Below are 25,692 nucleotides of genomic sequence, written 5' to 3'. Positions count from 1 at the left end.
GTCTGAGCGCCAGGTGACGTGGCGCAGCGCAGCTCATGTTGCCGAGTGTCGGCAATTTTGACCTGCGTTTTGTTGCCGGTCTGCTGCCGATAGTTGGGCTGCGACGGTTCTAATCAGTCCGGCGTGCCGATCAGGCCGACACAGGAAAACCCGTTGCAGTGCCTGCTTCGCGCAGAAAATCGGCGATTCTGTCGGGCAGATCCCCCGTCTCCAGAAACGGCGCGTGGCCTTGTCCTTCGACGGTGATCGCTTCGAAGCGCGGGTGGTGCCGGCGCATTTCTTCGAGAGTCGCAGCCGAAAGCAGGCGCGAGTTGGCGCCGCGGATGGCGAGCATGGGCGCTGAGGCGAGGGCCTCGAACTGCGGCCACAGGTCAGGCAGGGGCTTGGTCAAGTCCATCGCCAGCACAGTGCTGAGCAAGGCCGGGTCGTAGTCGGCGACGGGCGTGCCGGCCTCGTCGCGATAGATGGCGTGGACGAAACGCTGCCAGTCGGCATCCGAAAGTGCCGGAAACGCCTCGCCATGGACGGTCTTTTGAATCCGCACAGCCTCGGTGAAGCCCGCCGGGCGAGGGGCGTTTTCCAGATATGAGCGAATGTGCGCAAGGCCTGTAGGCTCGATCACCGGGCCGATGTCGTTGAGCACGGCTGCCCTGATCAGGGCAGGGCGCATCATGGCCAGCACATGGATGATCAGCCCGCCACGCGACGTGCCGATGAAGGTGGCCTGGGCGATGCCGAGCGCGTCCAATCCTGCGATGATGTCGGCCGCTTCCGTGCCGACATTATAGTTCTGCCAGTTCGGGTCGTAGGCCGACCGCCCGCGGCCGCGGTAGTCGAAGCATATGATCCGGCGGGGCTTTTCGGCATCTTTGGCGAGGTGGAGCGCCAGCTCGTGAAAGTCCCTGGCATTGCGCGTCAGTCCAGGCAGGCAAACTACCGGGCAGCTGCCGGGATTTGCGGTCGCGTCTTGGCTCGACTCGGCGCCATAGATTCGCGCATGCAGCTTCAGGCCGTCCTGCGACGTATAGAAGAAGTCCAAAAAGCTGCCGTCTTTGACCATCGCCCAGCTTCTCCCGCACCCACAACGCGCCTGCCATATCGGCCCGACTAGCTATCCGAGGTGGTTGCGGAAGGTCAATCGAAGCGGGTCGTGCGCGGCTACGGATGGCGCTCCGCCGATAGCGATTACCGGCCGTTCACCAGGTCGCCGTTGATGTCGTAGCTGCCCGACAGGCGCATCTTGTAGACTTGATAGTTCTCCATCACGCGCTGGACGTAGCTGCGCGTTTCCGCATAGGGGATGCGCTCGATCCAGTCGACGACCGTGTCGACGTCCTTGCCGCGCGGGTCGCCGTATCTGGCGATCCACTGGTCGGCGCGTCGGGGGCCGGCATTATAGCCGGCGAAGGTCAGAACGTAGGAGCCGTTGAATCGGCCGAGCTGCTCGCCGAGGAAACTCGCGCCCAAGGTGGCGTTGTAGCCGGCATCCGAGGTCAGGCGCTCCTGCGAAAAGGCCATGCCTGCCTTTTTCGCGAGATCCTTGGCCGTTCCGGGCATCAGCTGCAGCAGGCCGCGCGCGCCGGCGCTCGAAACCGCCGAGACCTTGAACTCGCTTTCCTGCCGCGCGATCGCGTAGGCCAGCGCCTTGCCCGAGCCTGAAATATTGGCCGAGCCGGGAATCACCCCGATCGGATGCGACAGGGCGCCGACGTCGAGCCCGCGCTGGGCGGCAATCTTGCCGACGCGCAATGCCAGATAGTGGTTGTCCTGCTTCTCGGCCATGACGGCGAGAAGCGCGAGTTCGCCCGGGCTGTTCAGCTGCGAGGCAAGGTCGCGGTAAAGCATCTCGGCGTAGCCGGCGTAACCAGCACCCTCGAGCCGGGTGATCGCGCTGACGGCTTCGCGCTGGGCAAATGCCTGGCGGTCGGCCGCCGTCGGCGCGGGATAGACGACATTGAGCGTCTTGCGGCCGATTCGTTCGGCGGCAAGTTGGCCGTAGAAGCTCGTGCCGTAAGTGGCGGCGCGGGCGAAATAGTCCTTCGCATTGCCGGGACCGCCTGATTCGGCTGTGCGGCCGAGCCAGTAATAGGCGCGCGACAACGAGATCGGGCTGCCGGCAATCTTGGCGATACGCTCGAAATGGCCTGATGCAAGCTTGGCGTCGTTGAGGCCGCGCAGCGCATACCAGCCGGCGTGGAATTCGGCATCGGCGGCGTTGGTCGCGTTTTCGGCCGAATGCGCGGCGGCAATCCGGTAGGCGGTCTTGGCGTCGCCCTTGTCGAGCAACTCGCGCGACAGGACACGGCGTTCCACCCACCAGGTATCGGGGTCGATCAGGCTGGCGCGGTCCTTCGGCGCCTTGAGCATGACGGCGGCAGCGTCGGTGAACTTCTCCTGTTTGCGCAACAGCCGTGCCTTGGCAAAGACGTAACCGGCCGAGCGCTGGCCTGCGGGCACCGCATCCAGCAGCGCTGCGGCCTTCTTGTCGCCCTTGATGACGGCAGTCCAGGCGTCGGCAAGCGGCTTTGCCCCAGCGAGTTCGGCGACGCGGGCGGCGGAATTCACCCGGTCGGCATAGAGCATTCGTTCCATGCGGATGCGATGGTCGACGGCGGGGATCAGGCTGCCGAAATCCTTGAGGATCGCTATCTCGTACTTGGCGTCGAGCTTCTCGTTGCGCCAGTAGGGCAGCAGCACGGCAAGTGCTGCCTTGGCGTTGCCGAGCTCGTTCTGGGCGCGGGCGAGCAGCAGAGCACCTTCGATGGTTTGCGGCTCGCTGCCGGCGAAGGCCGCAACCACGATATGCGGACCTGGCGCTTCGCGCGCCATGGCGCGCTCGCTGTTGCGGCGAAGCGTGGCAAGGCCCGGCCAGCCGGGCAGGGCTTGTGCTGCTGCCGCGATGTCGGCGCTCGGCACCTTGTCGCCGCCATTGATGGCGATCGCCCACATCAGGATGTGACGGTCGAGTGCTGTCGCGGGCAGGGCGTCGCGCACCGCGCGTGCCTGTGCCAGATCGCCGCTCGACAGGGCGTCGAGCCCGCTCTTGAGCTGGTCGATAGTGCCGAAGGCCGCGCGGGCCGCATCCGCCTTGCCGATCGAGGCAAACGGGATGGCCGACGTCGCCTGCGGGTCGAGCGCGGAACTGCCGGCGGGGACGGGCGCCAGGGCAATGAAGGCGCTCAAAAGCGAGATATGATGCGGCCTGGCAGCCGGAATGATCTTGGTCATTCCCTATCCTTGCAGCTTACAATCAGGAGCGGTCTTTCGAGCCTAGGTTCATCTGGTGAAGAGCGGGTTAATGAAAGGTTAGCGCGGTCGTTCGATTCGGCCCGATATAGGGTGCAGTCGCACTTGCCGCAAATTGGTGTCGAGACTATGGTGCGCGGCCCCGCTTTCGGCTAGAAAGCCGGCGACATCAAAAAGACCGCGAAACCGTAGGGTTCCTGGAGTTGGACGACATGCTGAGAGGCTCACTTACCGCGCTCGTGACACCATTCGAAAAGAATGGCCGTCTCGACGAGAAAGCCTTTCGCGAACTCGTCGAATGGCAGATCGCCGAGGGCACCACGGGCCTCGTTCCGGTCGGAACCACGGGCGAGTCGCCGACGCTTTCCCATGACGAGCATCGTCATGTCGTGAAGATGTGCGTCGAGGTGGCGCGCGGCCGCGTGCCCGTCATTGCGGGTGCCGGGTCGAACAACACCGAAGAGGCCGTCGGCCTGGTCAAGTTTGCCGAGAGCGTCGGCGCCGATGCCGTGCTCGTCGTCACGCCCTATTACAACAAGCCGACCCAGCGCGGCCTCTATGCGCATTTCGCCGCTGTTGCCCAGGCAACGACGCTGCCGGTCATCATCTACAACATCCCGCCGCGCTCGATCATCGACATGATGCCGGAGACGATGGGCCGGCTGGCCCACGACTTCAAGAACATCGCCGGCGTCAAGGATGCGACCGGCAAGGTCGAGCGCGTCTCCGAGCAGCGCATCACCTGCGGCACGGATTTCATCCAGCTGTCGGGCGAGGACGCTTCGGCGCTCGGTTTCAACGCCCATGGCGGCGTCGGTGCCATCTCGGTGACGTCGAATGTCGCGCCCCGTCTGTGCGCCGAATTCCAGATCGCCAGCCTGTCGGGCGACAAGGTCAAGGCGCTCGAACTGCAGGACCGCCTGATGCCGCTGCACAAGGCGATCTTCATCGAACCGGGTGCCTCGGGCGCGAAATACGCGCTGTCGCGCCTCGGCCGGATCGAGAACGTGCTGCGTTCGCCGCTGGTCACGATCGAGCAGTCGACCGCCGAGAAGATCGATGCGGCGATGAAGTTTGCCGGCCTTATCAACTGAGTGCCCAAGGGTTGCGGAATTGCCGCTTCGCAGCCATGTAAGCGCTCTAGGAATTGTGCCTCCTTCGAGGCTCGCCCGCCGGGCTCGCACCTTGCGATTCGGGAAATCAGCGACCGCAGCTGAAATCTGATGCGCCTCTTGCGCAAGGTTTTGGATGTGCGGCGCTTCCCGTTGAGGTGCGGCCTGATCGGCAAGCCGTAAAGGACGCACCAAACAAGTAGCGACGTCATGAGCCAGGGCAAGAAATCCGACCCCAACAACAAGATCGCCGCGGAAAACCGCAAGGCGCGCTTCAACTATGAGGTGCTCGACACGCTCGAGGCCGGCATGGTGCTGAGCGGCACCGAGGTCAAGTCGCTGCGCCTTGGCCAGGCCAACATCCAGGATTCCTATGCCTCTTTCGAGGGCGGGGAGTTGTGGCTGATCAACTCCTACGTGCCGGAATACCTGCAGGCCAACCGCTTCAACCACGAGACGCGCCGCCGTCGTAAATTGCTGGTCAACAAGCGCGAGATGGCCAAGCTCGCCCAGAGCATCGAGCGCGAGGGCATGACGCTGGTGCCGCTCAAGATCTATTTCAACGATCGCGGCATGGCCAAGATGCTGCTCGCCGTCGGCCGCGGCAAGAAGCTGCACGACAAGCGCGAGACCGAAAAGCAGCGCGACTGGAACCGCGAAAAGGGCCGCTTGCTCAAGGAGCGCGGGTAGGGGACGAAATTTCCCTCGCCCCGTTTACGAGGAGAGGGTGGCCGAAGGGCCGGGTGAGGGGCAGCGCCACCTCTTCGTCAGTTTGCGCCGCCCCTCATCCGGCTGCCGCCACCTTCTCCCCGTAAACGGGGCGAAGGGACCAAGCTTATTCACCGCCACGCTCGCTTTCGCGCCTGGCCATTGTCAAAGAGCACTCCCGGTTTGGGGGAGCAGTCGGGAAGCGGGGCGCGAGGCCGAGCCTTCCGATTGATAGTATGTGGCGCGAACTCGCGCCCCGCCCGGTGTCTGTCCCGAGGTTGGCCGGTCACAGCGCCGCTCCATGTACATTCCATGGACAATCGCCGCGGCTTCTCCGCATCTTCCCGCCGCGCTTGCCTTGTGAGGCTTGCACCTCACCACGCCGACCTGTCGTCGGGCCCTCGGAGCCACGGCTACCGTAGCAGTGGCGGGAGGTCACCGCCGCCCTCCCTGATACCCGGTGCGCACCAGGTCCCGTAAGGGCGATGTGGGAATTGTACGGCAGGTTTTCTGGGCGTGGAGAAATGGGGGCGGCTATCCACGGCGGTTGGTGACAGAGTTGCTGACAATGGAGCTTCGAGGGCGGGTGCCCCACGAAGCAAATCTCCGGTGTCGTGATCCTTCGCACCCCCCCCTCTGGCCTGCCGGCCATCTCCCCCACAAGGAGGGGAGATTAGTCACGTCCAAGGCGCCGCCCATTTTGTGAGCTAGCAAGCTTAAAGCCTTGCTAGCTGGCGATTGGCCGGGGTGTTGATGACAGCCTGATCTCCCCCTTGCGGGGGGTGAGATGCGGTCCGCGAAGCACACGAAAAGCCAATTGCTTGGCTTTTCGAGCTTCGAACGCCGGCAGGGCAGAGGGGGGCGGGAAGGAGTGAGACCGGTGAAAGTTAGGAGCCCGCAGGCATCAACAAAATCACCGATCCGTGGAAATATTGTCCCGCACTCCGGGCAGCGACGACAGTCACGAGGTGATCCCCAAACCAGCGAAGCGAAGCCCAGCGCCGTCTTGTGTTCTCGCTGGTCCGCAAGCAAATTTCGGTTAACCAACGGGCCGAACCCGGCCAATCCGCCGTCGAAATACGCCATATGCCGTATGCCCAAATCAGCGGTTTGCGTCCATTTCTCTGGACAGATCACGACGTGGCGCAGCGTGGTTCGGCGCCGCGGGCGGTGCCTGAGCGCCGCGAGGCCGGATGGCCGGAAGGAACAGGTTGATGAAGACGATCATGATCGCGGCGGCGGTGTCGCTGATGCTGGCGCCGGCGGCGTTCGCCGCAGCGCCTACGGCTACGCCGGCTGGCTCGAAGGCGGTTGCCACCAGCCAGGCTACAAAGGACGGAGCCGTTCTGCTGGCTGCCGGCCCCAGCCGTACCGGGACCATATCCATTCCACGCGGCAAGGGCTTCATGCCGGGCAAGGGCTTTGCCGGTTGAGGCTGTCCCAGAGGGAGCATCAAGTCATATTGATTGGCCGGCTCGTGCTTTAGCCACGTCGCGCTTACCTCCGGCCGGATGATGGCCTGACCAAAATCTTGCGGCTGGCGCCGTAGCCAGCCGTTCCATTTGCTAGTGCCCCTTGCCTGGTTGTCGCCCCACAGCGCAACCGGGCTTTTTCACTGGCGGCAAGCCGGGGCAAGGCACGTTTTCCGTAAACCATCGGCTAACCAAGTCGTCGCAATCCAGGCCTGGCCGGCGTCGAAATACGGCATCTGCCGTATGCCAAAGTCCCGAGTTTGCTTCCATTTCTCCGTGCAGACCGCGTTTTGGCGCAGGCGTGGTCCGGCACCAAGCGGGGGCGGTGCCATTTGCGTCACGCGACGGCCGGATGGCCAATGAAGGAGGTGAACCAATGAAGACGATCATGATAGCGGCAATGGCAGGGCTGATGCTGTCGCCGGCGGCATTCGCCGCAGCACCAATGGCGCCAAAGACCGTGTCCAAGCCTGCGCTGAGCAGCCAGACGACACAGGGCGGGGCGATCCTGCTGGTCAAGGGAAACAACAAGCCCACCAGCGGTGGTGCTGCTCCAAGTAGCAAAACGGGAAAGAGTTCGTTTTTCGACGCCCGCTGAGATTTGGGTGGGGTTCTAATCCTGAGTTGAGCATGATCCTTGCCCAAGGCCGCTTTCGATCGGCCGCAGGCAGAATTGCGGTTCGGGATGGTGCTCAGCGACCTCGCGGCTGATGCTTCGCCGCGATAAGCCAGCCGTTCCATTTGCTAGTGCCCCTTGCCTGGTTGTCGCCCCACAGCGCAACCGGGCCTTTTTATGGGAAACGTAACGGCGACGAGGCGGGCTGTGCGGCCGGGAACTATTTCTGCAGGAAATCCGCTACGTCACGGAAAACATTGACGAACATTTCTTCCGTCAGCACGCCGGTATTGGTGTTGTAGCGCGAGCAGTGGTAGCTTGAAAACACCGCGATGTTGCCGACGTCGCAACGCGCGCCGTGCTTGAAGGGCACCGCCGCGACACGCGCGCCGAGCGCCCGCACCGTCGACTGATGGCCGATAGAACCAAGCGTCAGGATGGCTTTCAGATTGGGAAAGCGCGCGATGGTCGGCACCAGGAAGGTGCGGCAGGTGTTGATCTCCGCACCCACCGGCTTGTTGTCGGGTGGCACGCAGCGCACGGCGTTGGTGATCGCCGTGCCGATCAGTTCGAGGCTGTCGTCGGGCCGCGCCTCGAACTCGCCGCGCGCCATGCCGAAGCGCTTGAGCGTCGAATACAGCAGTTCGCCGGCATAGTCGCCGGTGAACGGACGCCCGGTGCGGTTGGCTCCACGCACCCCGGGCGCCAGTCCGACGATAAGGAAACGCACGGCGTCTTCGCCTTCGGGAGGAAGGAAGGAGCGGACGGGCGCGTTGTACCAGCCCGGCTCGCGGGCGCGCCAGCTGGCGATGAAATCGTGCAGGCGCGGGCAAAGCGGGCAATCCCGGTCGGGATCGACCGCCGGGGCGGGCTGGAGACCGGGCATCAAATGTCGTCGGCTGGAGGTTCGACCGGGTCGACCTTGCGGACCGGGCGTTCGGAGGGCTCGCGGCCAATCTCGGCCTTCAACGTCATCAGGTCGATGAAATGATCGGCCTGGCGGCGCAGGTCGTCCGAGATCATCGGCGGCTGCGAGGCCATCGTCGAAATCACCGAAACCTTGCGGCCGCGGCGCTGCAGCGCTTCGACCAGGGTGCGGAAATCGCCGTCGCCGGAGAAGATGACGTAATGGTCGACGACGTCGGCGAGCTCGAGCGCATCGACTGTCAGCTCGATGTCCATGTTGCCCTTGATCTTGCGCCGGCCGGTGGCGTCGGTGAATTCCTTGGCCGGCTTGGTGACGACCTTGAAGCCGTTATAGTCGAGCCAGTCGATCAGCGGGCGGATCGAGGAGTATTCCTGGTCCTCGACAAGTGCGGTGTAATAATAGGCGCGCAGCAGATAGCCACGCTTCTGGAAGCTGGAAAGCAGTTTGCGGTAGTCGATGTCGAAGCCCAGCGCGCGGGAGGTCGCGTAGAGATTAGCTCCGTCGATAAAAAGTGCGATTTTCTCGCGAGGATCAAACATAGGAAAATTTCCTTGTTGAAATAGGCTGACGCCAAATACGCTGAACCGAGCGCTCGTTCCCCAAATCAATGACTTACCCCAGTGCGGCAAATATCGCTCGCAATGAGTCATTCCAAGGGGGGACAGGGGCGGAGCGGTAAAATAATCGTTTGTGGACGGCTGTCCGGATTCCGACGCTTCGGTGGCAAAGCAGGCTTGATGCTTGAATTGCGTGGCCGTTCAGGTTATGGCACGCGTCAGCTTTCCGTCAAATCCATGCATGAAAGGGGCACTTCATGGCCCGCGTAACCGTTGAAGACTGCATTGACAAGGTCGACAACCGCTTTGAGCTGGTGCTCCTTGCCGGCCACCGTGCCCGCCAGATCTCGCAGGGCGCCCAGATCACCCTGCCGCGCGACAACGACAAGAACCCGGTCGTTGCGCTGCGCGAGATCGCCGACGAGATGCTTTCGCCGGACGATCTCAAGGAAGACCTGATCCACTCGCTGCAGAAGCATGTCGAAGTCGACGAGCCGGAGCCGGAAGCTCCCGAGCCCGCGGACCAGACCACCGCTTCCGCCGTCGACAGCGACGAAGCCGAAGAAAACATCAACTTCGACCGCATGTCGGAAGAAGACCTGCTCGCCGGCATCGAGAGCCTGGTGGCGCCCGAAAAGAGCGACGACTACTGAGGCCTGTTGAGAATTCTACCCTGCCGGCCACCTGACGCGGCTTTCTCCGCTTCCGGTGCTGACGGACCGAAAGTCCGCTCCGCGCCGGTTCTCGAAAGCCACGCCATCTGACTCGGCAGGGCGAATTCTCAAAAAGGTCTCGCGTCGCGTCAAAACGCGCGCCAAACCGGCTTATCGGCACTTCCGCGCCGCCACATCAGTGTTTATCTATGACATGCGTCGCAAGCCCTTGCGGCGCATGATTCATTTCGAGTTCCGGGAAGCCGCCCATGATGCGTCAGTATGAGCTTGTCGAGCGCGTCCAGCGCTACAAGCCTGACGTCAACGAGGCGCTGCTCAACAAAGCCTATGTCTATGCCATGCAGAAACATGGCCACCAGAAGCGCGCCTCGGGCGATCCGTATTTTTCGCATCCGCTCGAAGTGGCGGCGATCCTCACCGACATGCATCTCGACGAGGCGACGATCGCAGTCGCGCTGCTGCACGACACCATCGAGGACACCAGTGCAACGCGCGCCGAGATCGACGAGCTGTTTGGCCCCGACATCGGCCGCCTCGTCGAAGGCCTGACGAAGCTCAAGAAGCTGGACCTCGTCTCCAAGAAGGCCGAGCAGGCGGAGAATCTGCGCAAGCTTCTGCTGGCGATCTCCGAGGACGTGCGGGTGCTTCTGGTCAAGCTCGCCGACCGTTTGCACAACATGCGCACGCTGCACCATGTGCCCGAGGGCAAGCGCCTGCGCATCGCCGAGGAGACGATGGACATCTATGCGCCGCTGGCCGGCCGCATGGGCATGCAGGGCATGCGCGAGGAGCTCGAAGAGCTCGCGTTCCGCTACATCAATCCCGAGGCCTACCGAACCGTCACCGAGCGGCTGGCCGAGATGTCGGAGCGCTCGAAGGGCGTGCTTGCCGACATCGAAAAGGCGCTGTCGGCTCAGTTCGAGAAATATGCGATCAAGGCCGACGTGAAGAGCCGGCAGAAGAAGCCGTGGTCGGTGTTCCGCAAGATGGAGACCAAGGCGCTGTCGTTCGAACAGCTGTCCGACATCTTTGGTTTTCGCGTCGTCGTCGATAGCGTCGAGGATTGCTATCGCGCGCTCGGTTCGATCCACACGACATGGTCGATGGTGCCGGGGCGCTTCAAGGACTACATCTCGACGCCGAAGCAGAACGACTACCGCTCGATCCACACCACGATCGTCGGTCCGTCGCGCCAGCGCATCGAGCTGCAGATACGCACCCGCGAGATGAACAAGATCGCCGAATACGGCGTCGCCGCGCATTCGATCTACAAGGACAACGCCGGCAAGACCAATGGTGCCGGCCACACCATTTCAAAGGAAACCAATGCCTATGGCTGGCTGAGGCGGACGATCGAGCAGCTCGCTGACGGCGACAATCCCGAGGATTTCCTCGAAAACACCAAGCTCGAGCTGTTCCAGGACCAGGTCTTCTGCTTCACGCCCAAGGGCATGCTGATCGCGCTGCCCAGGGGCGCGACGCCAATCGATTTCGCCTATGCGGTGCACACCGATGTCGGCGACACCTGCGTCGGCGCCAAGGTCAATGGCCGGGTGATGCCGCTGATGACCGAGCTCAAGAACGGCGACGAGGTCGAGATCATCCGCTCCAAGGCGCAAGTGCCGCCGGCGGCGTGGGAATCGATCGTCGTCACCGGCAAGGCGCGCTCGGCGATCCGTCGGGCGACCAAGAACGCCATCCGCAAGCAGTATTCGGGACTCGGTGCCCGCATCCTCGAACGCGCCTTCGAGCGCGCCGGCAAGAAATACTCCAAGGACAGCCTGAAGCCGGTGCTGCACCGGCTGGCGCGCAAGGACATCGAGGACGTGCTGGCCTCGGTCGGGCGCGGCGAGCTGTCGTCCAACGACGTCGTCCGCGCCGTTTTCCCCGACTACAAGGAAGAGCGCGTCACGCCCGCCGCGGCCAAGCCGCGCGAAGAAGGCTGGTCGAAGATCCGCAACGCCGCCGGCATGCTGTTCCAGATTCCGGGACGCTCCTCGACCCCGCCGCGCAAGGAACAGCGGGCACAAGGCAATGCCGTGCCGATTCGCGGCGTCAGCGGCGACCTGCCGGTGCGTTTCGCACCCGAAGGCGCGGTGCCGGGCGACCGCATCGTCGGCATCATGCAGCCGGGCTCGGGCATCACCATCTATCCGATCCAGTCGCCATCGCTGATGGCTTTCGACGACCAGCCGGAGCGCTGGATCGACGTGCGCTGGGATCTCGACGAGGGCTCGAAGGAGCGCTTTCCGGCACGGCTTTCGGTGACCGCGATCAACGCGCCGGGCTCGCTCGCCGACATCGCCCAGGTGGTGGCGGCCAACGACGCCAACATCCACACGCTGTCGATGATCCGCACCGCGCCCGACTTCACCGAAATGCTGCTCGATCTCGAAGTCTGGGATCTGAAGCACCTGAACCGGCTGATCTCCCAGCTCAAGGACAACACCAGCGTCAGCGATGCCCGCCGCGTCAACGGGTGAGGCGAGGGCGCTGGAACGACGACAGGAAAGACGATGATGCATACAAGCGAAGTTCTGGACATTTTCCGCTCGGCGGGTGCGGTGCTCGAAGGCCATTTCATCCTGACGTCGGGCTTGCGCAGCCCGGTGTTCCTGCAGAAGGCGCGCGTGTTCATGCATGCCGACAAGACCGAGGCGCTGTGCAAGGCGCTGGCCGACAAGATCCGCGCCGAGGTGAAGGGTGACATCGACTATGTCGTCGGGCCCGCGATCGGCGGGTTGATCCCGGCTTATGAGACGTCGAGGCACTTGAAGGTGCCGGCGATCTGGGTCGAGCGCGAGCAGGGCACGTTCCGGCTTCGGCGCTTCGAGATCGAAAAGGGTGCCCGCGTCGTCATCGTCGAGGATATCGTCACCACCGGCCTGTCGATCCGCGAGACCATCGAATGCCTGCGCGCGCTCGGCGCCGAGGTCGTGGCCGCTGCCTGCATCATCGATCGTTCGGCCGGCAAGACCGACGTTGGCGTGCCTTTGATCGCGCTCGCGGAATATGAAGTGCCGGCCTATCCGGCCGACCAGCTGCCGCCGGAACTGGCGGCGATCCCGGCGGTCAAGCCGGGCAGCCGGAACATCTGAGGCCCGAATGATCCTCGGCATCGGCAGCGACCTGATCGACATAAGGCGGATCGAAAAATCGATCGCCCGCCACGGCGAGCGCTTCATCCAGCGCATCTTCACCGAGGTCGAGCAGCAGCGCGCCGAAGGCCGTCGTGGCCGCATCGCGTCTTATGCCAAACGCTTCGCTGCCAAGGAGGCCTGTTCCAAGGCGCTCGGCTGCGGCATTGCCGAAGGCGTGTTCTGGCGCGACATGGGCGTGGTCAACCTGCCGGGCGGCAGGCCGACGATGGAACTGACGGGTGGTGCTGCGCGCCGCATCGCAGAGATGCTGCCCGCCGGCCATCGCGCGGTCGTTCATCTCACCATCACCGACGATTTTCCGCTCGCACAAGCCTTTGTGATCATCGAGGCGGTGCCCGTCGAACAACCGCCACTATCTTAGGGTTTTGGCGGCGGCTGAGACATTGCCCCGGCGGCGGCGAGCCCTTATACCCATCGCGACCTACAATCGAGGACGACATGAGCGTGGCTGAAAAACAGAAGAAGTCCGGCGGGCTCGGCGAGACCGTGAGCGTCATCGTCCAGGCGCTGCTGCTCGCTTTGGTGATCCGGACGCTGCTGTTCCAGCCGTTCTCGATTCCGTCGGGCTCGATGCGGCCGACGCTGCTCGAGGGCGACTACCTGTTCGTCACCAAATGGGCCTATGGCTATTCGCGCTATTCGCTGCCACTGTCGCCCAACCTGTTTTCTGGCCGCGTCTTCGGCTCGGATCCCGAGCGCGGCGACGTCGTCGTCTTCAAGTTCCCGCCCAATCCGTCGCTCGACTACATCAAGCGCGTAGTTGGCCTGCCCGGCGACCGCATCCAGATGAAGGACGGCCAGCTCTACATCAACGGCACCGCCGTGGCGCGCGAGAAGGTCGGCCAGATCGACAACCCCGACATCACCGAGGTCAATCGCCCGGTCGACGTCTATCGCGAGACCCTGCCGAACGGCGTTTCCTACGACACGCTGGACCTGACGCCGGATTCGATCGGCGACAACACGCGTGAGTTCGTCGTGCCCGAAGGCCACTTCTTCATGATGGGCGACAACCGCGACAACTCGACCGACAGCCGCTTCAACGTCGGCTTCGTGCCGGGCGAAAACCTCGTTGGCCGCGCCAACATCATCTTCTTCTCGATCGCCAACGGCGCAAGCCCGCTGGAAATCTGGAAGTGGCCGACCGAGATGCGCGGCTCGCGCCTGTTCAACTTCGTCCGATAGGCATGGCAGGCAAACGGCTCACCGCCACGGAACTCGCCGACGCGCTGCAACTCCGCACCGGCCACATTTTCCGCGACCATCAGCGCCTGCAACGGGCGCTGACGCACGGCAGCGCGCGCAGCGCGAATGCCGGCGTCGACTATGAGCGTTTCGAGTTCCTGGGCGACCGGGTGCTCGGGCTTGCCGTCGCCGACATGCTGTTGGCCGATTTTCCGGAGGCGCCCGAGGGCGAGCTTTCTGTCCGTCTCAACGCGCTGGTCAATGCCGAGGCTTTGGCCCAGATCGCCGACGAGATCGGTCTTGCCGAGCTGATCCGCGCCGGCTCTGAAGTGCGCAATCTCGCCGACCGCAAGCGCGTCAACCTGCGCGCCGATGCGCTCGAATCGCTGATCGCCGTGATTTATCTCGACGGCGGGCTGGATGCGGCGAAGCGCTTCATCCATAAATACTGGAAGCCGCGCGCTGAGGCCGCGGGAGCGGCGCGCCGCGACCCCAAGACCGAATTGCAGGAATGGGCGCACCAGGCGACCACAACAGTGCCTGCCTACCAGATCGAAAGCCGTACCGGCCCGGATCACGACCCCGTCTTTTCGGTGAGCGTGCGGGTCGGCAAATTTTTGCCTGCTACCGGCACCGGTCGCTCCAAGCGAGAGGCCGAGCAGAACGCAGCCTCCGCCCTTTTGGTGCGTGAGGGCGTATGGAAGAATGAGGAGACCGCATCGTGACCGATGCCCCTGAGACCGCAACGCCTGCGACGGGTGCCACCCGTTCGGGCTTCGTCGCGCTGATCGGCGCGCCGAATGCCGGCAAGTCGACGCTGGTCAACAAGCTTGTCGGCGCCAAGGTGTCGATCGTTACCCACAAGGTGCAGACGACGCGCGCCATCGTGCGCGGCATCGCCACCCACGACAACGCCCAGATCGTTTTCATCGACACGCCCGGCATCTTCAAGCCCAAGCGCCGTCTCGACACGGCGATGGTGACCACCGCATGGGGCGGCGCCAAGGATGCCGACCTGATCCTGGTGCTGATCGATGCCGAGCGCGGCATCAAGGGCGATGCGGCAGCCATCCTCGAACGGCTCAAGGACGTGCGCCAGCCCAAGGTGCTGATCCTCAACAAGGTCGACCGCGTCAATCCCGAAAAGCTGCTGAATCTGACCTCGACCGCAAACGAGGCTGTCGATTTCGAAAGCACCTTCATGGTTTCGGCGCTGACCGGCTCGGGCTGCAAGGACCTGCTCGACTTCCTCGCCAAGCGCCTGCCCGAAGGTCCGTGGTATTATCCCGAAGACCAGATCTCCGACCTGCCGATGCGCCAGCTGGCAGCCGAGATCACCCGCGAAAAGCTGTATCTCAGGCTGCACCAGGAGCTGCCTTACTCGTCGCATATCGAGACCGAGAAGTGGGAAGAGCTGCCCAACGGTTCGGTGCGCATCCAGCAGGTCATCTATGTCGAGCGCGACAGCCAGAAGAAGATCGTGCTCGGCCACAAGGGCGAGACCATCCGCGCCATCGGCCAGGCTTCGCGCATGGAAATAGCAGGTATTTTGGAACAGAAAGTGCATTTGTTCCTGTTCGTGAAGGTGCGCGAGAACTGGGGCGACGACCCCGAACGCTACCGCGAAATGGGGCTGGATTTCCCGCATTAGGGGGCGTGGTCGCGGCGCGCGGGGACGCGATCAGTCCAGTCTTGCGATCTTGTGGGATACATAGCCAGCCAGGGCACTTAACGGAATGGCGGCCCCGGATACTACGGCCATGAGCATCACCCCAAGAGCCAAAAGCGGATGTTCTCCGGCTATCAGGAGACCTAAGGCCAAAATGGCGGCAAAGGCTAACGCCATGCCTGTCCATATCGCGGCCGAAACGGCGCCGATGGTCGAACCGCGGGATCCAAGGGCTTGGATTTTCCGATGCCTCCCAATGGAATAGGCGCAAAAATTGATCGGTGCGAACAGCAGTGGCCAAGCCATGATGCCCCACATTCCAAGCCCATCGAACGCGCGTAGGGCCAAGTAAAAACCTATCGTCAATAGAGTAAATGTCGCGCAAGAGACCAGAACTGGCCTCAAGGAGCGAGCTTGCTCTGTTGTTTGCATGGACAGGCTCATTCGGATCAAAACCTCGCAGGCTTTTCCGCGCAAGACAGTCTAACGATCAAATTCGTATTGGAGCAAGGAGCGCGGGTTGGACTGGTTACCGATCTGGAACTATTTCCCGTCGATCTTGCAATCCTTTTTTCGAACCGGAGCGCGGTGGTGCGATCACACGCATGTCCGCCCAGTCACTCCGCCCGATCGCCGCGCGCATACCGGCCCGGCGATTGCCCGACATGGCGGCTGAAGGCGGTGCTGAAGGTGCTTGCCGAGCCGTAGCCGACCCGCCGCGCAACCTCGTCGAGCGCGATCTCCTTGCCGCCGAGCAGGTTTTTCGCCAGCGCCATGCGCCAGGCGAGCAGATATTCCATCGGCCTGAGCCCGACGGTGCGGGTGAAGCGGTCGAAGAAGGCTGACCGGGACAAGCCGGCCTTGCCGGCGAGCTCGGCCACCGTCCACGACCGCTGCGGGTCGCCGTGCATCTGCCGTATCGCCCCTGATACCCGGGCATCGGCCAGCCCGCGCAGGAAACCCGGCGGCGAGCCTTTTGTCCGGCTTGCCCGGAGCGCCTCGATCAGCAGGATCTCGACGAGGCGGGCGAGCACCAGATCGCGGCCGGCATTGTGCTGGCTCGCTTCCTCGCCGACGAGGCGCACAAGCGTCGAAAGCCGCTCGACGCCGCTGATATGGACCATGGCGGGCAGCAGCGACACGAGCAGTGCTGCATCGGGCGAGCCGAAGACGAAGTAGCCGCCGAGCAGGCGGACATCGGCCGGGCCATCCTGCCGGCCGTGGCGCACCTCCTCCGTGGGCGCCGGCGTCGTCCTGGGGTCGACGCGCCTCGGCGTCACCGGCTCGAAGCCGGACATGGTGAAGGCAGGCGTCGCCGGCAACAGGACGAAGTCGCCCTGTTCGAGCGTGACCGGCGCCTCGCCGTCGACGGCGAGGCGGCAGCTGCCTTCGAGCACGGCGCAGAAACCGGGCTGGCCGAACTCGGAGTAGCGGACACCCCATGCGCCAGCGCCGCTGATCCCCTTCGCGAATACGGTTCGCGGCTGGAGCAGTTCGATGACCTGGGCGAGGGGGTCGGTCATATCAGGACTATTGCCAACAAATAGCGGACTGGAGGTTGATGATAGTCCGGATTTTGGACGGTATTTTCGTGGCGTCAACATCAATCAGGAAAAAGTCCATGAAAACCGTACTGATCACCGGCTGCTCGTCAGGTTATGGCCTGGAGACCGCCCGCCACTTCCATTCCCGGGGCTGGAACGTCGTCGCCACCATGCGCAATCCGCGCCAGGACATCCTGCCGCGCTCGGAGCGGATGCGTATTTTGCCGCTCGACGTGACCGACGAGGAGAGCATTGCCGCGGCACTCGACGCCAGCGGCCAGATCGACGTGCTGGTCAACAATGCCGGCATCGGCCTTGTCGGCGCTTTCGAGGCCATGCCGATGGCCCATGTGCGCAAGCTGTTTGAGACCAACACCTTCGGGGTGATGGCGATGACCCAGGCGGTGATCCCGCAGTTCCGTGCGCGGCGCTCGGGCGTGGTGGTCAACGTCACCTCCAGCGTGACACTCGCCCCGATGCCGCTTGCCGCCGCCTACACCGCAAGCAAGATGGCGATCGAAGGTTTCACCGGGTCGCTGGCGCATGAACTCGGCGCGTTCGATGTCAGGGTGAAGCTTGTCGAGCCCGGCTATGCGCCAAGCACGCGTTTTGCCCACAACACCGAACTGCGCGTCGAAGATCTCATTCCCGAGGCCTATGCCGCGTTCGCGGGGCCGATCTTTGCCGGGTTCGCGACACCTGCGATGGTGACGACAGAAACCGACGTTGCCGAAGCCGTGTGGCAAGCGGCGAATGATGGTTCAGGGCAGCTCCGTTTTCCCGCAGGGCCGGATGCGGTGGCCCTGGCGCGCGCAAGCTGAACGCGGCCGTCTAGACCAGATCGTAGCGCAGCACGTGGTTGGGGTAGGACTGGTCGCCGATCTGGAACCGGGTTTCGCCAGTCTTGGAAAAACCCTTCCTCAGGTAGAATTCGGTCGCGCGCTCATTTTCGGCATTGACCGCGAGCCAGACGTCGGGCCGTCCGGTGGACGCGCAAAATTGCAAACCTGCTTCCAATAGCCTGCCACCGGCACCGCCGCCCTGATGCCGAGGCTGGACATACAAAGTCGAAATTTCGAGGTCGGAGCATGCCGGAACGGGTGCCGGCGAGCCCAATGAGAGATGGATAAATCCGTCGATGCCAGCGGCGTTCTGTGAAACCAAGATTGTCTGGTTTGTGAGCGACAAGATTTCTTCGAAACGAGCGGCGGTGAACTGCTTCAAGGCATAGTCGGCGAAGAACGCGTTGACGCCATTGCGAATGTAAGTGTTCAGCCACACTTCCAAGCCTACCGCAGCCAAGCTGGAAGCATCCGTCAAGTTTGCGGGTCTGATCACATCTCGATCCATTCTGTCCAGTGAGCCAAGATGCGAATAGAGGATGGCCTGCTGTTTGGGAAGGCACGGCCGGTAGTTGCAGCGATGCCGGGAAAGAGCTGAAGACCTTCAAGCATATGGAATCGCGCAATCGGAACATTTCGAAGGAACAAGAAAGCATGTGAAACGTTGTTTAGGGTCGGAGTGCAATGAACAGGCAATCCACCGTTCGGTGATACAAACGGCGGATGTCCAAGAGCACTCGCTGGAGACTCACATGGACACCACCACTCTTCTCATTATACTTATTATCCTCGTCCTGGTTGGCGGCGGATGGTTCGGTCGCGGTCGCTGGTATTGAGTAACGTCTCAAAACCGAGCTTGGCGGCAATATTTCTGTTTTAGCGCGATCATTCGGCATGTCCGCTATGGGAAGTCATAGCCTCTTGCCCGCATCTGTAAGAACTTTGCACGGCTTGTAAACGTCGCTTGCTGCGGCCTGCCGCCAACTGAACAAGGCTGAGGCATGGCTGAACCAGTGATCAAATCCGAGGGCCAAAAGGTCGCCGAAGCTGAAGTCGAGAGCTTTCGGAGGGATCTTGGGCCGTTTGTCGTTGCGGCTGAAACGACGCGCATGGCGATGGTGTTCACCGACGCGAAAGAGCTCGGCAACCCGATCATTTTCGCCAATGACGCCTTTCTCGAGCTAAGCGGATATGCCCGGGAGGAGTTGCTCGGCCAAAGCTTCAACTTCCTGATGGCGCGCGGCACTGATCTCGATTCTTTGGCGCGTATCGAAGCCGCTTTTGCGGGCGACGTCACTGGCGGCTCGGAAATCTGCTACCGCCGCAAGAATGGCAGCGAGTTCTGGTCGGCAATCCTCATCAGCCCGGTCAGGGACGAGCGCGGCGATGTCGTGCAGCATTTTGCCTCCCTCGTCGACCTCACCGATCACAAGCAGGAGCAGGCCCAGTCGCGGATGCTCATCGACGAGCTGAACCACCGGGTAAAGAATACGCTTGCCACGGTGCAGTCGATTGTCTGGCAGGCACTGCGAAATACCTCCGATCCCGAAGTGATCAGGGACTCCATCGAGTCGCGCCTGTTCGCGCTGTCCCGGTCGCATGACCTTTTGACCCGCGAAAATTGGGAAGGTGCGGGGCTGCTCGATCTGATCAAGGCGGCATTGGAGCCGTTCGGGATTGCAAACGGACGCTCGGAACATTTTGTCATCACGGGCAGCAACATCCGCGTCTCGCCCAAAGTCACCCTCGCACTTGGCATCGCCTTCCACGAACTTGCGACCAATGCAGTGAAATACGGCGCGTTCTCCAACAACATTGGGTCAGTGCTGATTTCATGGACGATCGAGCCGTCGCCCGAGGGCGATCGGCTTGTACTGCGCTGGCAGGAGAAGGACGGCCCGCCTGCGATTGCGCCGTCCCGGAAAGGGTTTGGCTCGCGGGTCCTGGAGCGCGGCCTGGCACATGAGCTGGAGGGGGCGGTTGATCTCGACTATCGGACGGACGGCGTCGTCTGCACGATCAGTTTTCCCGCACCGATCGGCGCCGGCGATGGATAAACCGCTTTTTGGCAGGCGCATCCTCGTCGTCGAGGATGAAATGCTCGTTCTCATCATGGTCGATGACATGCTGGCCGACCTCGGATGCGAGTCGGTGACTGCTGCCGCCACGGTCAAGCAGGCGCTCGCACTCATTGAAGCGCACGATTTCGATGCTGCCATGCTGGATATGAACCTGAACGGCGACAAGACCTATTTCGTGGCCGACGCGCTCGCTGCGCGTGGCGTGCCTTTCGTTTTCTCGACGGGCTACAGCGGCCACGACATGAGGGATGGCTACCGCGATCGCCCGTTTCTGAAGAAGCCGTTCATGGACAAGCAACTGGCCGAGATATTTGCCCGCCTGCTGTCCGGCTGACTGGCAGGAAATGCCAAGCCTAATTGCCCGCTCTCAAAACGAGCCGGCGCCTAGCTGCGCACTGGACAGCCAGCATGCCCAGCCCTTGGCCACTCCCTATCAAAAACAGACTACCGTTGCCGTGTGGACTTTGTTCGTCCGATCGTCGGTCTCGGAGAGCGGCTTGCGCTCGCGTTCGTCGCTGACTTCAACAGCTTGCGAAAGCTCGGGCACTCCAGATGCGACGGCGCGGGGCAGTCGGCGACGTGGCGGATGACGTCGCGCAGCATCCTGAGCTCGATGATCTGCCGTTCCAGCTCCTTGGCCCTGTCATGCAACTGGTCACGCGGGATGTCGGGCCGGTCGTCGCGGCCGAACATGCCCGCGATTTCGGGCAGGGAGAAGCCGGCTGCCTTGCCCATGCCGATGAGCGACAGTTTCAACAGCACGTCGTGGTCGAACTGCCGCCGCAGGCCGTGGCGCGCAACCGAGCAGATCAGGCCGATCTCCTCGTAATAGCGCAGCGTCGATGGCGGCACACCCGTGCGTTCGACGACCTCGCCAATATCCAGAAAATGCATGCTTGACCTCAAGTTGGCTTGAAGTCGTACGCTCTGCCGAAACGTCGATTTCAGCAAGAGGAAAATTCATGCAGAGCATTCAAAATACGATAGAAAGGCCGGTCTGGCTGGACGGGCGCGCGGTCGCCTTGCTGCTGGCCGCGTCGCTGACCACCATGGCCAACGCGACGATCAGCCCGGCGCTGCCCGGGCTCGAGCGGCTGTTCGCAAGTGATCCGAACGCCGCGATGTTGACCCGCATGCTGGTGCCGGCTCCTTCGCTCAGCGTCGCCTTGTTCGCACCTTTCGCCGGGATCGCGGCCGACCGGTTCGGACGCCGCCTGCTGCTGCTCGTCGGCGTCATCCTGTTTGCAGTCGCCGGATGCGCCGGGCTCGTCCTTCCCGATCTTCCCACGATCTTCGCAAGCCGCCTCGTCCTCGGTGTCGCGGTGGCGCTCATCATGACGGCGCAGACCGCCCTTGTCGGCGACTATTTCACCGGCGACCGGCGCAGCGCGCTGACCGGGCTGCAGATATCGGCGCGGAATTTTGGCGGCCTGGTGTTCATCTCGCTCGCCGGATGGGTGGCGGCGATCTCGCCGCGCTGGCCATTCGCCATCTACGGGCTCGCCCTAGTCTTCCTGCCGCTGATGTGGATGGTCATCGTCGATCCGCCCAAGCGTTCGCAGGCCCCGGGCGCCAAGGCGGCGGACGAGGCCGAAGAGCATCCGTCCTGGGTGCTGCTGCTGTCGTTGCTGGTGCTGCTGCAGGGGGGCACCAACATGATCTTCTTCGTCATGCCGACGCAGATGTCGTTCTTCCTCGAAGCCAAGGGCTATGACGCCGCCATGATGACCGGCGCGATCCTCGGCACTTTGATGCTCGCGGGAGGCAGCTTCGCGCTGCTCTATCCCAAGGTGCAACGCGCCACGGGCTATGCCGGCATCTTCCTGCTCGGCTATGCCGCGATGGCACTCGGCTTCCTGCTGCTGGTCTTCGCCGGGACGACACCCATCCTGTTTGCGGCAGCCGCGGCGATCGGCACGGGTTATGCGCTGGTTTCGCCGAGCTTCGTTGCCCTGACGCTCAACCTTGCGCCGCTGCGGCACCGGGGTGTGAGCGGCGGCATCCTGACCGCGTCCATCTTCATCGGCCAATTCGTCTCGCCGCTGCTCGTCACGCCGTTGATTGCCGGCCATGGCTATGAAGCGCTGTTCAGCGGCATCGCGCTGCTTCTCGCAGCGATGGCAATCGCGGCTGGAGCAGCAGGCGGCGCAGCAAGGGCGCGCATGCGATCCGGTGGGCGCTGAGGGCTGTCCTTGAACCAGCCGGGCAAAAGCGGCGAGCGGCGGGGCCGCCGCCGCGCCATCATCGCGGGGTTCTGGCAACCATGGCGAGGATGGTTTCGAACAGCTCGTCCTTGGCCTGCTCGGGCGTGAGGTCGCCGTTCGCGGCGGCGAAGGACAGCGCTTCTGCCGCCCCGAGCATCGCCCATAGTCCCGACGACGCGACGGTGCCGGCCGGTGTGAACGGGGCAAGCAGGGTCCGGCACTTCTCCATGAAGATCGCTTCGTAGTCGCGCTTGACCTTGGCCAGTTCGGGCGAGCCGGCAAGGGCCGCGATGACGCCTGGTATCTCGCGACCCTGTTCGAGCACGCAGTCGACATAGGACGAGGCGATGACCATGGCCCTGCTCGGCAGGGTCGGTTCGCTCGCCTGGAAGGCGGCGTCCATCAGCGCGGTCTGATGCGTATCGAACTCCTGGTACAGCGCCGCGAGCAAGGCAGGCCGTGTGGCGAAATGGTCGTAGACGACCGGCTTTGCCACCTTCGCCTGCTCGGCAAGCCGGGGCAGCGTCAGCGCCTCGGTGCCTTCGTCGCGGATAATGCGCCAGGCGACGTCGACGAGCTGCCGGCGCCGGTCTTCGCGCAGCAGGCGGCGGCGCGGCGACGGCACGGGCTGTTCCAGCGTTTCAGTGCTTGACGGCATAATATACCAAAAGTATATACTGTTAGTAGGTTACAAAAAGTATATAAGCTGTGACCGTTGCCCGCAACCACGAAACAGGAGTTTTCGACATGCACGCGCTTATCGTCGTCGCCCATCCAGATCCGAAGTCGCTCAGCCACGGCGTCGCCGCGCAACTCGCCGAAGGGGTAACGCTGGCCGGCCACACATTCGAGATCGCTGACATCGCTAGGGAAGGCTTCGATCCGCGCTACACCGCAACCGATCTCGCCGTCCATCGCCGGGAAGTGGCACCGGCTGCCGACGTTGCCGCCGAGCAGGCGCGGATCGACGGCGCCGACACGCTCGTGCTGGTCTATCCCGTCTACTGGTGGTCGATGCCGGCCCTGCTCAAGGGGTGGATCGACCGCGTCTTCGCCAATGGCTGGGCTTATGACGAAGGTGCTGGCATCAAGCCGGTGAAGCGGCTGCGCCACCTCAAGGTGCATCTCGTCGCCATTGGCGGTGCCACCACGCGCACCTATGCGCGGCATGGCTATTTCGGCGCGATGAAGACGCAGATCGACCACGGCATCTTCGACTATGTCGGCGCACCCGTCGCGACCTCGGAGCTGCTGCTCGATACGGAAACGCAGGGGCCGGCCGAGCATCTCGAAGCGGCGCATGCCATTGGCCGCAATCTGTTCGAAGCAACCAGGCACAGCCAGAACGAGGCGGCGTGAAAGGGTAGCTACATCACCTGCAGGCCGAGATTGCGCAACAGGTCGGTTGCCTGGCTTTTCGAGATCACCGCGCCCTTGAGGATCGAGGCCTCGTTGAGCTTCAGCGGGCCGAGGTCGCAGCCGCGCAGGTCGGCACCCTCGAAGCGGCAGGAACGCAGGCTGGCGCCGCGCAGGCTGCAGCCGTCGAAGATCGCCTCGCGGAAATCGCAGCCTCTCAATTCGGCATCGCTGAAATCGAGATGGCTCAGCGGTTTGCGCCGGAACGAGATGGCGGGCAGGAAGGCGCTGACCAGCCGGCATTGCTGGAAGTCGGCGCCGATCAGCGTGCAATCGGCAAAATTCGCGCCCGTCAGCTTGCTTTGGCTGAATTTCGAAGCATTGAGCCGCGACCGGGTCCAGTCGGTGTTGGAGAGATCGCAATTGTGAAACCTGATATCGACGCCGTCGATCGACCCAAGCCTGGCGCTCGCCATGCGGCAACTGACCCAGCTTGTGTCGGTCAGGGTCGAAGCCGAAAGATCGGCGCCCGCCAGGTTGCAGTCGGTGAATTCGCAGGCGCTGAGGTCGAGCCGCGCCAGGTCGCTTCCGGCCAGTTGCAGGCCTTTGAATGAGCGCTGCCCCTCGGCGAACCGGTCGGCGAGGGAGGTGGTGTGCTGGTCGGCTGGCATGGTTTTCGAAGGCGTTGTCGAGGGGATTGGCAGGGATGGCGGGCTGGTCAGCTTCTTTGCAGGGCGACGTGGACGCCAAGGCCGACGAGAACCGCGCCGCCGGCACGCTGCATCAGCCGCTGGGCGCGGCGCGAGCGCCTGAGCCGGCCGATCATCGCGCCCGCCAGCATGACGCCGACGACGTCGGCCGTGGTGAACATCGCATTGACCACCGTGCCCAGGATGAAGAACTGCAGCCAGACCGGGAATGCAGCCGAAGCGTCGATGAACTGCGGCAGGAAAGCCATGAAGAAGATCGCCGTCTTGGGGTTGAGGACCTCGACGGCGATGCTTTCGACAAAGGCGCGCCGGGCGGATTTGGGCTCGATTGCAGGCAGGTCGCCGTCGCCCTGCGCCTTGGAGCGAAACAGCGAGATGCCGAGCCAGACGAGATAGGCGGCACCCGCAAGCTTGACGACCGTGTAGGCAATCGGCACCGCGTGGAACAGGACCGACAGGCCGGCGGCCGCGGCAACGACATGGACGTAGCCGCCAAGATGGATGCCGAGTGCCGCCATCAGTCCCGACCAGCGCCCGCGCGCCAGTGTCTGGGCTGCGGCGTAAAGCATGGCCGGGCCCGGCATGAAGGCGAAGATCGCGGTGGTGGCGACAAAGGCGATCAACAGTTCGGCTGACGGCATGGCAGGCTCCCGCCGCGTCGGGGAGAGCGCGGCCACTGCCGGCAAGATCGCACAGGCTTTGGCCTCTCTGGTAGCCGAAACCGCCGGGCAAGTCCGGGCGATGCTTGGTCCAGCAATCACGAAGCGCTGTTATGCCGCACATTCGCCGACTTTTGCTGCGTATCGGCTTGCTTCACGAAGTCGTGAGATTTGCGGGCCTACATTTACCGCGCTCACGCTCGTCCAGACGAGACCGAGTATTCATCATGTCAATTTTTTCGCTGACGATCACCGATTTTTGGCGGGCGCAGTTTTTGAACGGCGACATCCTCCATAGTGACGACATTTTTACTTTGGCCGCCGACCCTGACCTCGGTGAGGACTGCCGGGTCATGCTGCTGGAGACGGTCGATGGCCGGACCATGGCGGTGCTGACGCCAGAACTGGCACTCAAGGCCGGCCTGCGCAAACGGCAGGGCCTGTCCGTCGCGGCCTTTCGCTATGCCCTTGATGAGACGGGTGTTGTGCTGCACGGCGCCGATCGCGTGTTTCATTTTGCCGAAGCCGAAAAGAAGCGGCTTGCGCTGGAAGAACCGGACGCGGGCCCGAGACGGTTGAGCCGCGAGGACGAGGCGCTGTTCTCAGGCTTCCAGGCACAGGCGTCGGAGCAGGACCTGGACGGTGCGTCCGTCGAACTCGACCACTGGCTGGTGTTCGGTTCGTTCGAGCAGGACCGCCTTGTCTGTGCCGGGAGCATGTATCCCTGGATGGACGGGCGGGTCGCCGATCTCGGTGTTCTGACGCTTGCGCCTTTCAGGGGCAAGGGGCACGCCCGCAAGGTTGTGCGGTCGATCTGCAAGCATGCCTGGGATCTCGGATACGAGCCGCAATACCGGTGCCAGCTCGACAACGAGGCGTCGATTTCGCTCGCCAAGGCAGCGGGCCTGGAGCTGTTCGGCACGTGGGAAGTGGTTTCGCCCGACTCAGCCGTCTGAGGCGCGATCATC

At 63.2% G+C, this 25,692-nt stretch carries 28 protein-coding genes; 17 read left to right on the top strand and 11 right to left on the bottom strand.

Annotated features, from left to right (window positions below; genetic code table 11):
• Positions 1-130: 130 nt before the first annotated feature.
• Both J1C56_RS06570 and J1C56_RS06565 read right to left on the bottom strand, forming a co-directional pair.
• A complete protein-coding gene (locus J1C56_RS06570; RefSeq protein ID WP_214387198.1) occupies positions 131-1,060 on the bottom strand; it encodes an alpha/beta fold hydrolase in 930 nt (309 codons plus the stop codon).
• Between the two features lie 125 nt (positions 1,061-1,185).
• Positions 1,186-3,228 carry a lytic transglycosylase domain-containing protein gene (locus J1C56_RS06565; protein ID WP_214387196.1) on the bottom strand — a complete coding sequence of 681 codons (2,043 nt, stop codon included), beginning with the start codon at positions 3,226-3,228 and terminating at the stop codon, positions 1,186-1,188.
• A 230-nt stretch (positions 3,229-3,458) separates the two neighbouring features.
• Between J1C56_RS06565 and dapA the strand changes: the two genes are divergently transcribed.
• From dapA to J1C56_RS06545, 4 genes are all read left to right on the top strand, one after another.
• Positions 3,459-4,340: a 4-hydroxy-tetrahydrodipicolinate synthase gene (gene dapA / locus J1C56_RS06560; protein ID WP_214387194.1), complete on the top strand. Its 882-nt coding sequence runs from the start codon at positions 3,459-3,461 to the stop codon at positions 4,338-4,340.
• A 228-nt stretch (positions 4,341-4,568) separates the two neighbouring features.
• Positions 4,569-5,048 (top strand): SsrA-binding protein SmpB, encoded by a 480-nt coding sequence (gene smpB / locus J1C56_RS06555; RefSeq protein WP_214387192.1) that lies wholly within the window; start codon positions 4,569-4,571, stop codon positions 5,046-5,048.
• Between the two features lie 1,232 nt (positions 5,049-6,280).
• A complete protein-coding gene (locus tag J1C56_RS06550) occupies positions 6,281-6,499 on the top strand; it encodes a hypothetical protein (protein WP_214387190.1) in 219 nt (72 codons plus the stop codon).
• 415 nt (positions 6,500-6,914) lie between these two features.
• Positions 6,915-7,136, top strand: a complete 222-nt coding sequence (locus J1C56_RS06545) for a hypothetical protein (RefSeq protein ID WP_214387188.1) — start codon at positions 6,915-6,917, stop codon at positions 7,134-7,136.
• A gap of 238 nt (positions 7,137-7,374) precedes the next feature.
• Here the strand turns inward: J1C56_RS06545 and J1C56_RS06540 are convergent, their stop codons facing one another.
• Entirely contained in the window at positions 7,375-8,040 is a 666-nt protein-coding gene (locus J1C56_RS06540) for a uracil-DNA glycosylase (RefSeq protein ID WP_214387186.1), read from the bottom strand.
• Positions 8,040-8,621 carry a LabA-like NYN domain-containing protein gene (locus J1C56_RS06535; protein ID WP_214387184.1) on the bottom strand — a complete coding sequence of 194 codons (582 nt, stop codon included), beginning with the start codon at positions 8,619-8,621 and terminating at the stop codon, positions 8,040-8,042. The genes J1C56_RS06540 and J1C56_RS06535 overlap by 1 nt, the downstream gene beginning before the upstream one ends.
• A 275-nt stretch (positions 8,622-8,896) precedes the next feature.
• Here J1C56_RS06535 and rpoZ point away from each other — a divergent pair, with 275 nt between their 5' ends.
• The 7 genes from rpoZ to era all read left to right on the top strand — a co-directional run bounded on the left by rpoZ (position 8,897) and on the right by era (position 15,310).
• Positions 8,897-9,292 (top strand): DNA-directed RNA polymerase subunit omega, encoded by a 396-nt coding sequence (rpoZ, locus tag J1C56_RS06530; protein ID WP_214387182.1) that lies wholly within the window; start codon positions 8,897-8,899, stop codon positions 9,290-9,292.
• 269 nt (positions 9,293-9,561) lie between these two features.
• Complete coding sequence (locus J1C56_RS06525; RefSeq protein WP_214387180.1) at positions 9,562-11,796, top strand: RelA/SpoT family protein; 2,235 nt, start codon at positions 9,562-9,564, stop codon at positions 11,794-11,796.
• Positions 11,797-11,832: 36 nt separating this feature from the next.
• The gene (gene pyrE, locus J1C56_RS06520; RefSeq protein WP_214388262.1) at positions 11,833-12,411 is read left to right on the top strand and encodes an orotate phosphoribosyltransferase; all 579 of its coding nucleotides are present in this window, start codon (positions 11,833-11,835) and stop codon (positions 12,409-12,411) included.
• Between the two features lie 7 nt (positions 12,412-12,418).
• The gene (gene acpS / locus J1C56_RS06515) at positions 12,419-12,835 is read left to right on the top strand and encodes a holo-ACP synthase (RefSeq protein ID WP_214387178.1); all 417 of its coding nucleotides are present in this window, start codon (positions 12,419-12,421) and stop codon (positions 12,833-12,835) included.
• Positions 12,836-12,912: 77 nt separating this feature from the next.
• On the top strand, positions 12,913-13,659 hold the full coding sequence (gene lepB, locus J1C56_RS06510; RefSeq protein WP_214387177.1) for a signal peptidase I: 747 nt from the start codon (positions 12,913-12,915) through the stop codon (positions 13,657-13,659).
• Between the two features lie 2 nt (positions 13,660-13,661).
• Entirely contained in the window at positions 13,662-14,384 is a 723-nt protein-coding gene (rnc, locus tag J1C56_RS06505) for a ribonuclease III (protein ID WP_214387175.1), read from the top strand.
• Positions 14,381-15,310 carry a GTPase Era gene (gene era, locus J1C56_RS06500; RefSeq protein ID WP_214387173.1) on the top strand — a complete coding sequence of 310 codons (930 nt, stop codon included), beginning with the start codon at positions 14,381-14,383 and terminating at the stop codon, positions 15,308-15,310. The genes rnc and era overlap by 4 nt, the downstream gene beginning before the upstream one ends.
• A gap of 30 nt (positions 15,311-15,340) precedes the next feature.
• Here the strand turns inward: era and J1C56_RS06495 are convergent, their stop codons facing one another.
• Positions 15,341-15,772 carry a hypothetical protein gene (locus J1C56_RS06495; protein WP_214387171.1) on the bottom strand — a complete coding sequence of 144 codons (432 nt, stop codon included), beginning with the start codon at positions 15,770-15,772 and terminating at the stop codon, positions 15,341-15,343.
• A gap of 173 nt (positions 15,773-15,945) precedes the next feature.
• The gene (locus J1C56_RS06490) at positions 15,946-16,851 is read right to left on the bottom strand and encodes an AraC family transcriptional regulator (RefSeq protein ID WP_214387169.1); all 906 of its coding nucleotides are present in this window, start codon (positions 16,849-16,851) and stop codon (positions 15,946-15,948) included.
• A gap of 98 nt (positions 16,852-16,949) precedes the next feature.
• On the opposite strand from J1C56_RS06490, the gene J1C56_RS06485 reads away from it, so the two are divergent.
• Positions 16,950-17,693, top strand: a complete 744-nt coding sequence (locus tag J1C56_RS06485) for an SDR family oxidoreductase (RefSeq protein ID WP_214387167.1) — start codon at positions 16,950-16,952, stop codon at positions 17,691-17,693.
• A 10-nt stretch (positions 17,694-17,703) separates the two neighbouring features.
• On the opposite strand, the gene J1C56_RS06480 is transcribed toward J1C56_RS06485, so the two are convergent.
• Complete coding sequence (locus J1C56_RS06480) at positions 17,704-18,174, bottom strand: GNAT family N-acetyltransferase (protein WP_246591195.1); 471 nt, start codon at positions 18,172-18,174, stop codon at positions 17,704-17,706.
• Between the two features lie 541 nt (positions 18,175-18,715).
• Here J1C56_RS06480 and J1C56_RS06475 point away from each other — a divergent pair.
• Entirely contained in the window at positions 18,716-19,771 is a 1,056-nt protein-coding gene (locus tag J1C56_RS06475) for an HWE histidine kinase domain-containing protein (protein ID WP_214387163.1), read from the top strand.
• A complete protein-coding gene (locus tag J1C56_RS06470; protein ID WP_214387161.1) occupies positions 19,764-20,129 on the top strand; it encodes a response regulator in 366 nt (121 codons plus the stop codon). Before J1C56_RS06475 ends, J1C56_RS06470 begins: the two co-directional genes overlap by 8 nt.
• Before the next feature lie 110 nt (positions 20,130-20,239).
• Here the strand turns inward: J1C56_RS06470 and J1C56_RS06465 are convergent, their stop codons facing one another.
• Positions 20,240-20,689 carry a helix-turn-helix domain-containing protein gene (locus J1C56_RS06465; RefSeq protein ID WP_214388260.1) on the bottom strand — a complete coding sequence of 150 codons (450 nt, stop codon included), beginning with the start codon at positions 20,687-20,689 and terminating at the stop codon, positions 20,240-20,242.
• Positions 20,690-20,757: 68 nt separating this feature from the next.
• Here J1C56_RS06465 and J1C56_RS06460 point away from each other — a divergent pair, with 68 nt between their 5' ends.
• Positions 20,758-21,978: an MFS transporter gene (locus tag J1C56_RS06460; protein ID WP_214387159.1), complete on the top strand. Its 1,221-nt coding sequence runs from the start codon at positions 20,758-20,760 to the stop codon at positions 21,976-21,978.
• Between the two features lie 58 nt (positions 21,979-22,036).
• Here J1C56_RS06460 and J1C56_RS06455 read toward each other — a convergent pair whose 3' ends face one another.
• A complete protein-coding gene (locus J1C56_RS06455; protein ID WP_214387157.1) occupies positions 22,037-22,657 on the bottom strand; it encodes a TetR/AcrR family transcriptional regulator in 621 nt (206 codons plus the stop codon).
• Positions 22,658-22,746: 89 nt separating this feature from the next.
• Here J1C56_RS06455 and J1C56_RS06450 point away from each other — a divergent pair, with 89 nt between their 5' ends.
• Positions 22,747-23,358, top strand: a complete 612-nt coding sequence (locus tag J1C56_RS06450) for an NAD(P)H-dependent oxidoreductase (RefSeq protein ID WP_214387155.1) — start codon at positions 22,747-22,749, stop codon at positions 23,356-23,358.
• A gap of 8 nt (positions 23,359-23,366) precedes the next feature.
• Here J1C56_RS06450 and J1C56_RS06445 read toward each other — a convergent pair whose 3' ends face one another.
• Both J1C56_RS06445 and J1C56_RS06440 read right to left on the bottom strand, forming a co-directional pair.
• Positions 23,367-24,026 (bottom strand): pentapeptide repeat-containing protein, encoded by a 660-nt coding sequence (locus J1C56_RS06445; protein ID WP_214387153.1) that lies wholly within the window; start codon positions 24,024-24,026, stop codon positions 23,367-23,369.
• Positions 24,027-24,073: 47 nt separating this feature from the next.
• Complete coding sequence (locus tag J1C56_RS06440; RefSeq protein ID WP_214387151.1) at positions 24,074-24,706, bottom strand: LysE family translocator; 633 nt, start codon at positions 24,704-24,706, stop codon at positions 24,074-24,076.
• A 131-nt stretch (positions 24,707-24,837) separates the two neighbouring features.
• Here J1C56_RS06440 and J1C56_RS06435 point away from each other — a divergent pair, with 131 nt between their 5' ends.
• Positions 24,838-25,680, top strand: coding sequence for a GNAT family N-acetyltransferase (locus tag J1C56_RS06435; protein WP_214387149.1), 843 nt, complete (start codon positions 24,838-24,840; stop codon positions 25,678-25,680).
• Positions 25,681-25,692: the final 12 nt, after the last annotated feature.

The sequence above is a fragment of the Aminobacter anthyllidis genome (genome assembly GCF_018555685.1).
GTDB lineage: Bacteria > Pseudomonadota > Alphaproteobacteria > Rhizobiales > Rhizobiaceae > Aminobacter > Aminobacter anthyllidis.
Note: the sequence above shows the minus strand (reverse complement) of the source record. Positions and strands in the feature narration are given on the sequence as shown.

Excerpts from the sequence above, each read along its gene's own strand:
- J1C56_RS06570 (WP_214387198.1), bottom strand. The coding sequence starts at position 1,060 with ATGGTCAAAGACGGCAGCTTTTTGGACTTCTTCTATACGTCGCAGGAC.
- J1C56_RS06565 (WP_214387196.1), bottom strand. The coding sequence starts at position 3,228 with ATGACCAAGATCATTCCGGCTGCCAGGCCGCATCATATCTCGCTTTTG.
- dapA (WP_214387194.1), top strand. The coding sequence starts at position 3,459 with ATGCTGAGAGGCTCACTTACCGCGCTCGTGACACCATTCGAAAAGAAT.
- smpB (WP_214387192.1), top strand. The coding sequence starts at position 4,569 with ATGAGCCAGGGCAAGAAATCCGACCCCAACAACAAGATCGCCGCGGAA.
- J1C56_RS06550 (WP_214387190.1), top strand. The coding sequence starts at position 6,281 with ATGAAGACGATCATGATCGCGGCGGCGGTGTCGCTGATGCTGGCGCCG.
- J1C56_RS06545 (WP_214387188.1), top strand. The coding sequence starts at position 6,915 with ATGAAGACGATCATGATAGCGGCAATGGCAGGGCTGATGCTGTCGCCG.
- J1C56_RS06540 (WP_214387186.1), bottom strand. The coding sequence starts at position 8,040 with ATGCCCGGTCTCCAGCCCGCCCCGGCGGTCGATCCCGACCGGGATTGC.
- J1C56_RS06535 (WP_214387184.1), bottom strand. The coding sequence starts at position 8,621 with ATGTTTGATCCTCGCGAGAAAATCGCACTTTTTATCGACGGAGCTAAT.
- rpoZ (WP_214387182.1), top strand. The coding sequence starts at position 8,897 with ATGGCCCGCGTAACCGTTGAAGACTGCATTGACAAGGTCGACAACCGC.
- J1C56_RS06525 (WP_214387180.1), top strand. The coding sequence starts at position 9,562 with ATGATGCGTCAGTATGAGCTTGTCGAGCGCGTCCAGCGCTACAAGCCT.
- pyrE (WP_214388262.1), top strand. The coding sequence starts at position 11,833 with ATGCATACAAGCGAAGTTCTGGACATTTTCCGCTCGGCGGGTGCGGTG.
- acpS (WP_214387178.1), top strand. The coding sequence starts at position 12,419 with ATGATCCTCGGCATCGGCAGCGACCTGATCGACATAAGGCGGATCGAA.
- lepB (WP_214387177.1), top strand. The coding sequence starts at position 12,913 with ATGAGCGTGGCTGAAAAACAGAAGAAGTCCGGCGGGCTCGGCGAGACC.
- rnc (WP_214387175.1), top strand. The coding sequence starts at position 13,662 with ATGGCAGGCAAACGGCTCACCGCCACGGAACTCGCCGACGCGCTGCAA.
- J1C56_RS06495 (WP_214387171.1), bottom strand. The coding sequence starts at position 15,772 with ATGAGCCTGTCCATGCAAACAACAGAGCAAGCTCGCTCCTTGAGGCCA.
- J1C56_RS06490 (WP_214387169.1), bottom strand. The coding sequence starts at position 16,851 with ATGACCGACCCCCTCGCCCAGGTCATCGAACTGCTCCAGCCGCGAACC.
- J1C56_RS06485 (WP_214387167.1), top strand. The coding sequence starts at position 16,950 with ATGAAAACCGTACTGATCACCGGCTGCTCGTCAGGTTATGGCCTGGAG.
- J1C56_RS06475 (WP_214387163.1), top strand. The coding sequence starts at position 18,716 with ATGGCTGAACCAGTGATCAAATCCGAGGGCCAAAAGGTCGCCGAAGCT.
- J1C56_RS06470 (WP_214387161.1), top strand. The coding sequence starts at position 19,764 with ATGGATAAACCGCTTTTTGGCAGGCGCATCCTCGTCGTCGAGGATGAA.
- J1C56_RS06465 (WP_214388260.1), bottom strand. The coding sequence starts at position 20,689 with ATGCATTTTCTGGATATTGGCGAGGTCGTCGAACGCACGGGTGTGCCG.
- J1C56_RS06460 (WP_214387159.1), top strand. The coding sequence starts at position 20,758 with ATGCAGAGCATTCAAAATACGATAGAAAGGCCGGTCTGGCTGGACGGG.
- J1C56_RS06455 (WP_214387157.1), bottom strand. The coding sequence starts at position 22,657 with ATGCCGTCAAGCACTGAAACGCTGGAACAGCCCGTGCCGTCGCCGCGC.
- J1C56_RS06450 (WP_214387155.1), top strand. The coding sequence starts at position 22,747 with ATGCACGCGCTTATCGTCGTCGCCCATCCAGATCCGAAGTCGCTCAGC.
- J1C56_RS06445 (WP_214387153.1), bottom strand. The coding sequence starts at position 24,026 with ATGCCAGCCGACCAGCACACCACCTCCCTCGCCGACCGGTTCGCCGAG.
- J1C56_RS06440 (WP_214387151.1), bottom strand. The coding sequence starts at position 24,706 with ATGCCGTCAGCCGAACTGTTGATCGCCTTTGTCGCCACCACCGCGATC.
- J1C56_RS06435 (WP_214387149.1), top strand. The coding sequence starts at position 24,838 with ATGCCGCACATTCGCCGACTTTTGCTGCGTATCGGCTTGCTTCACGAA.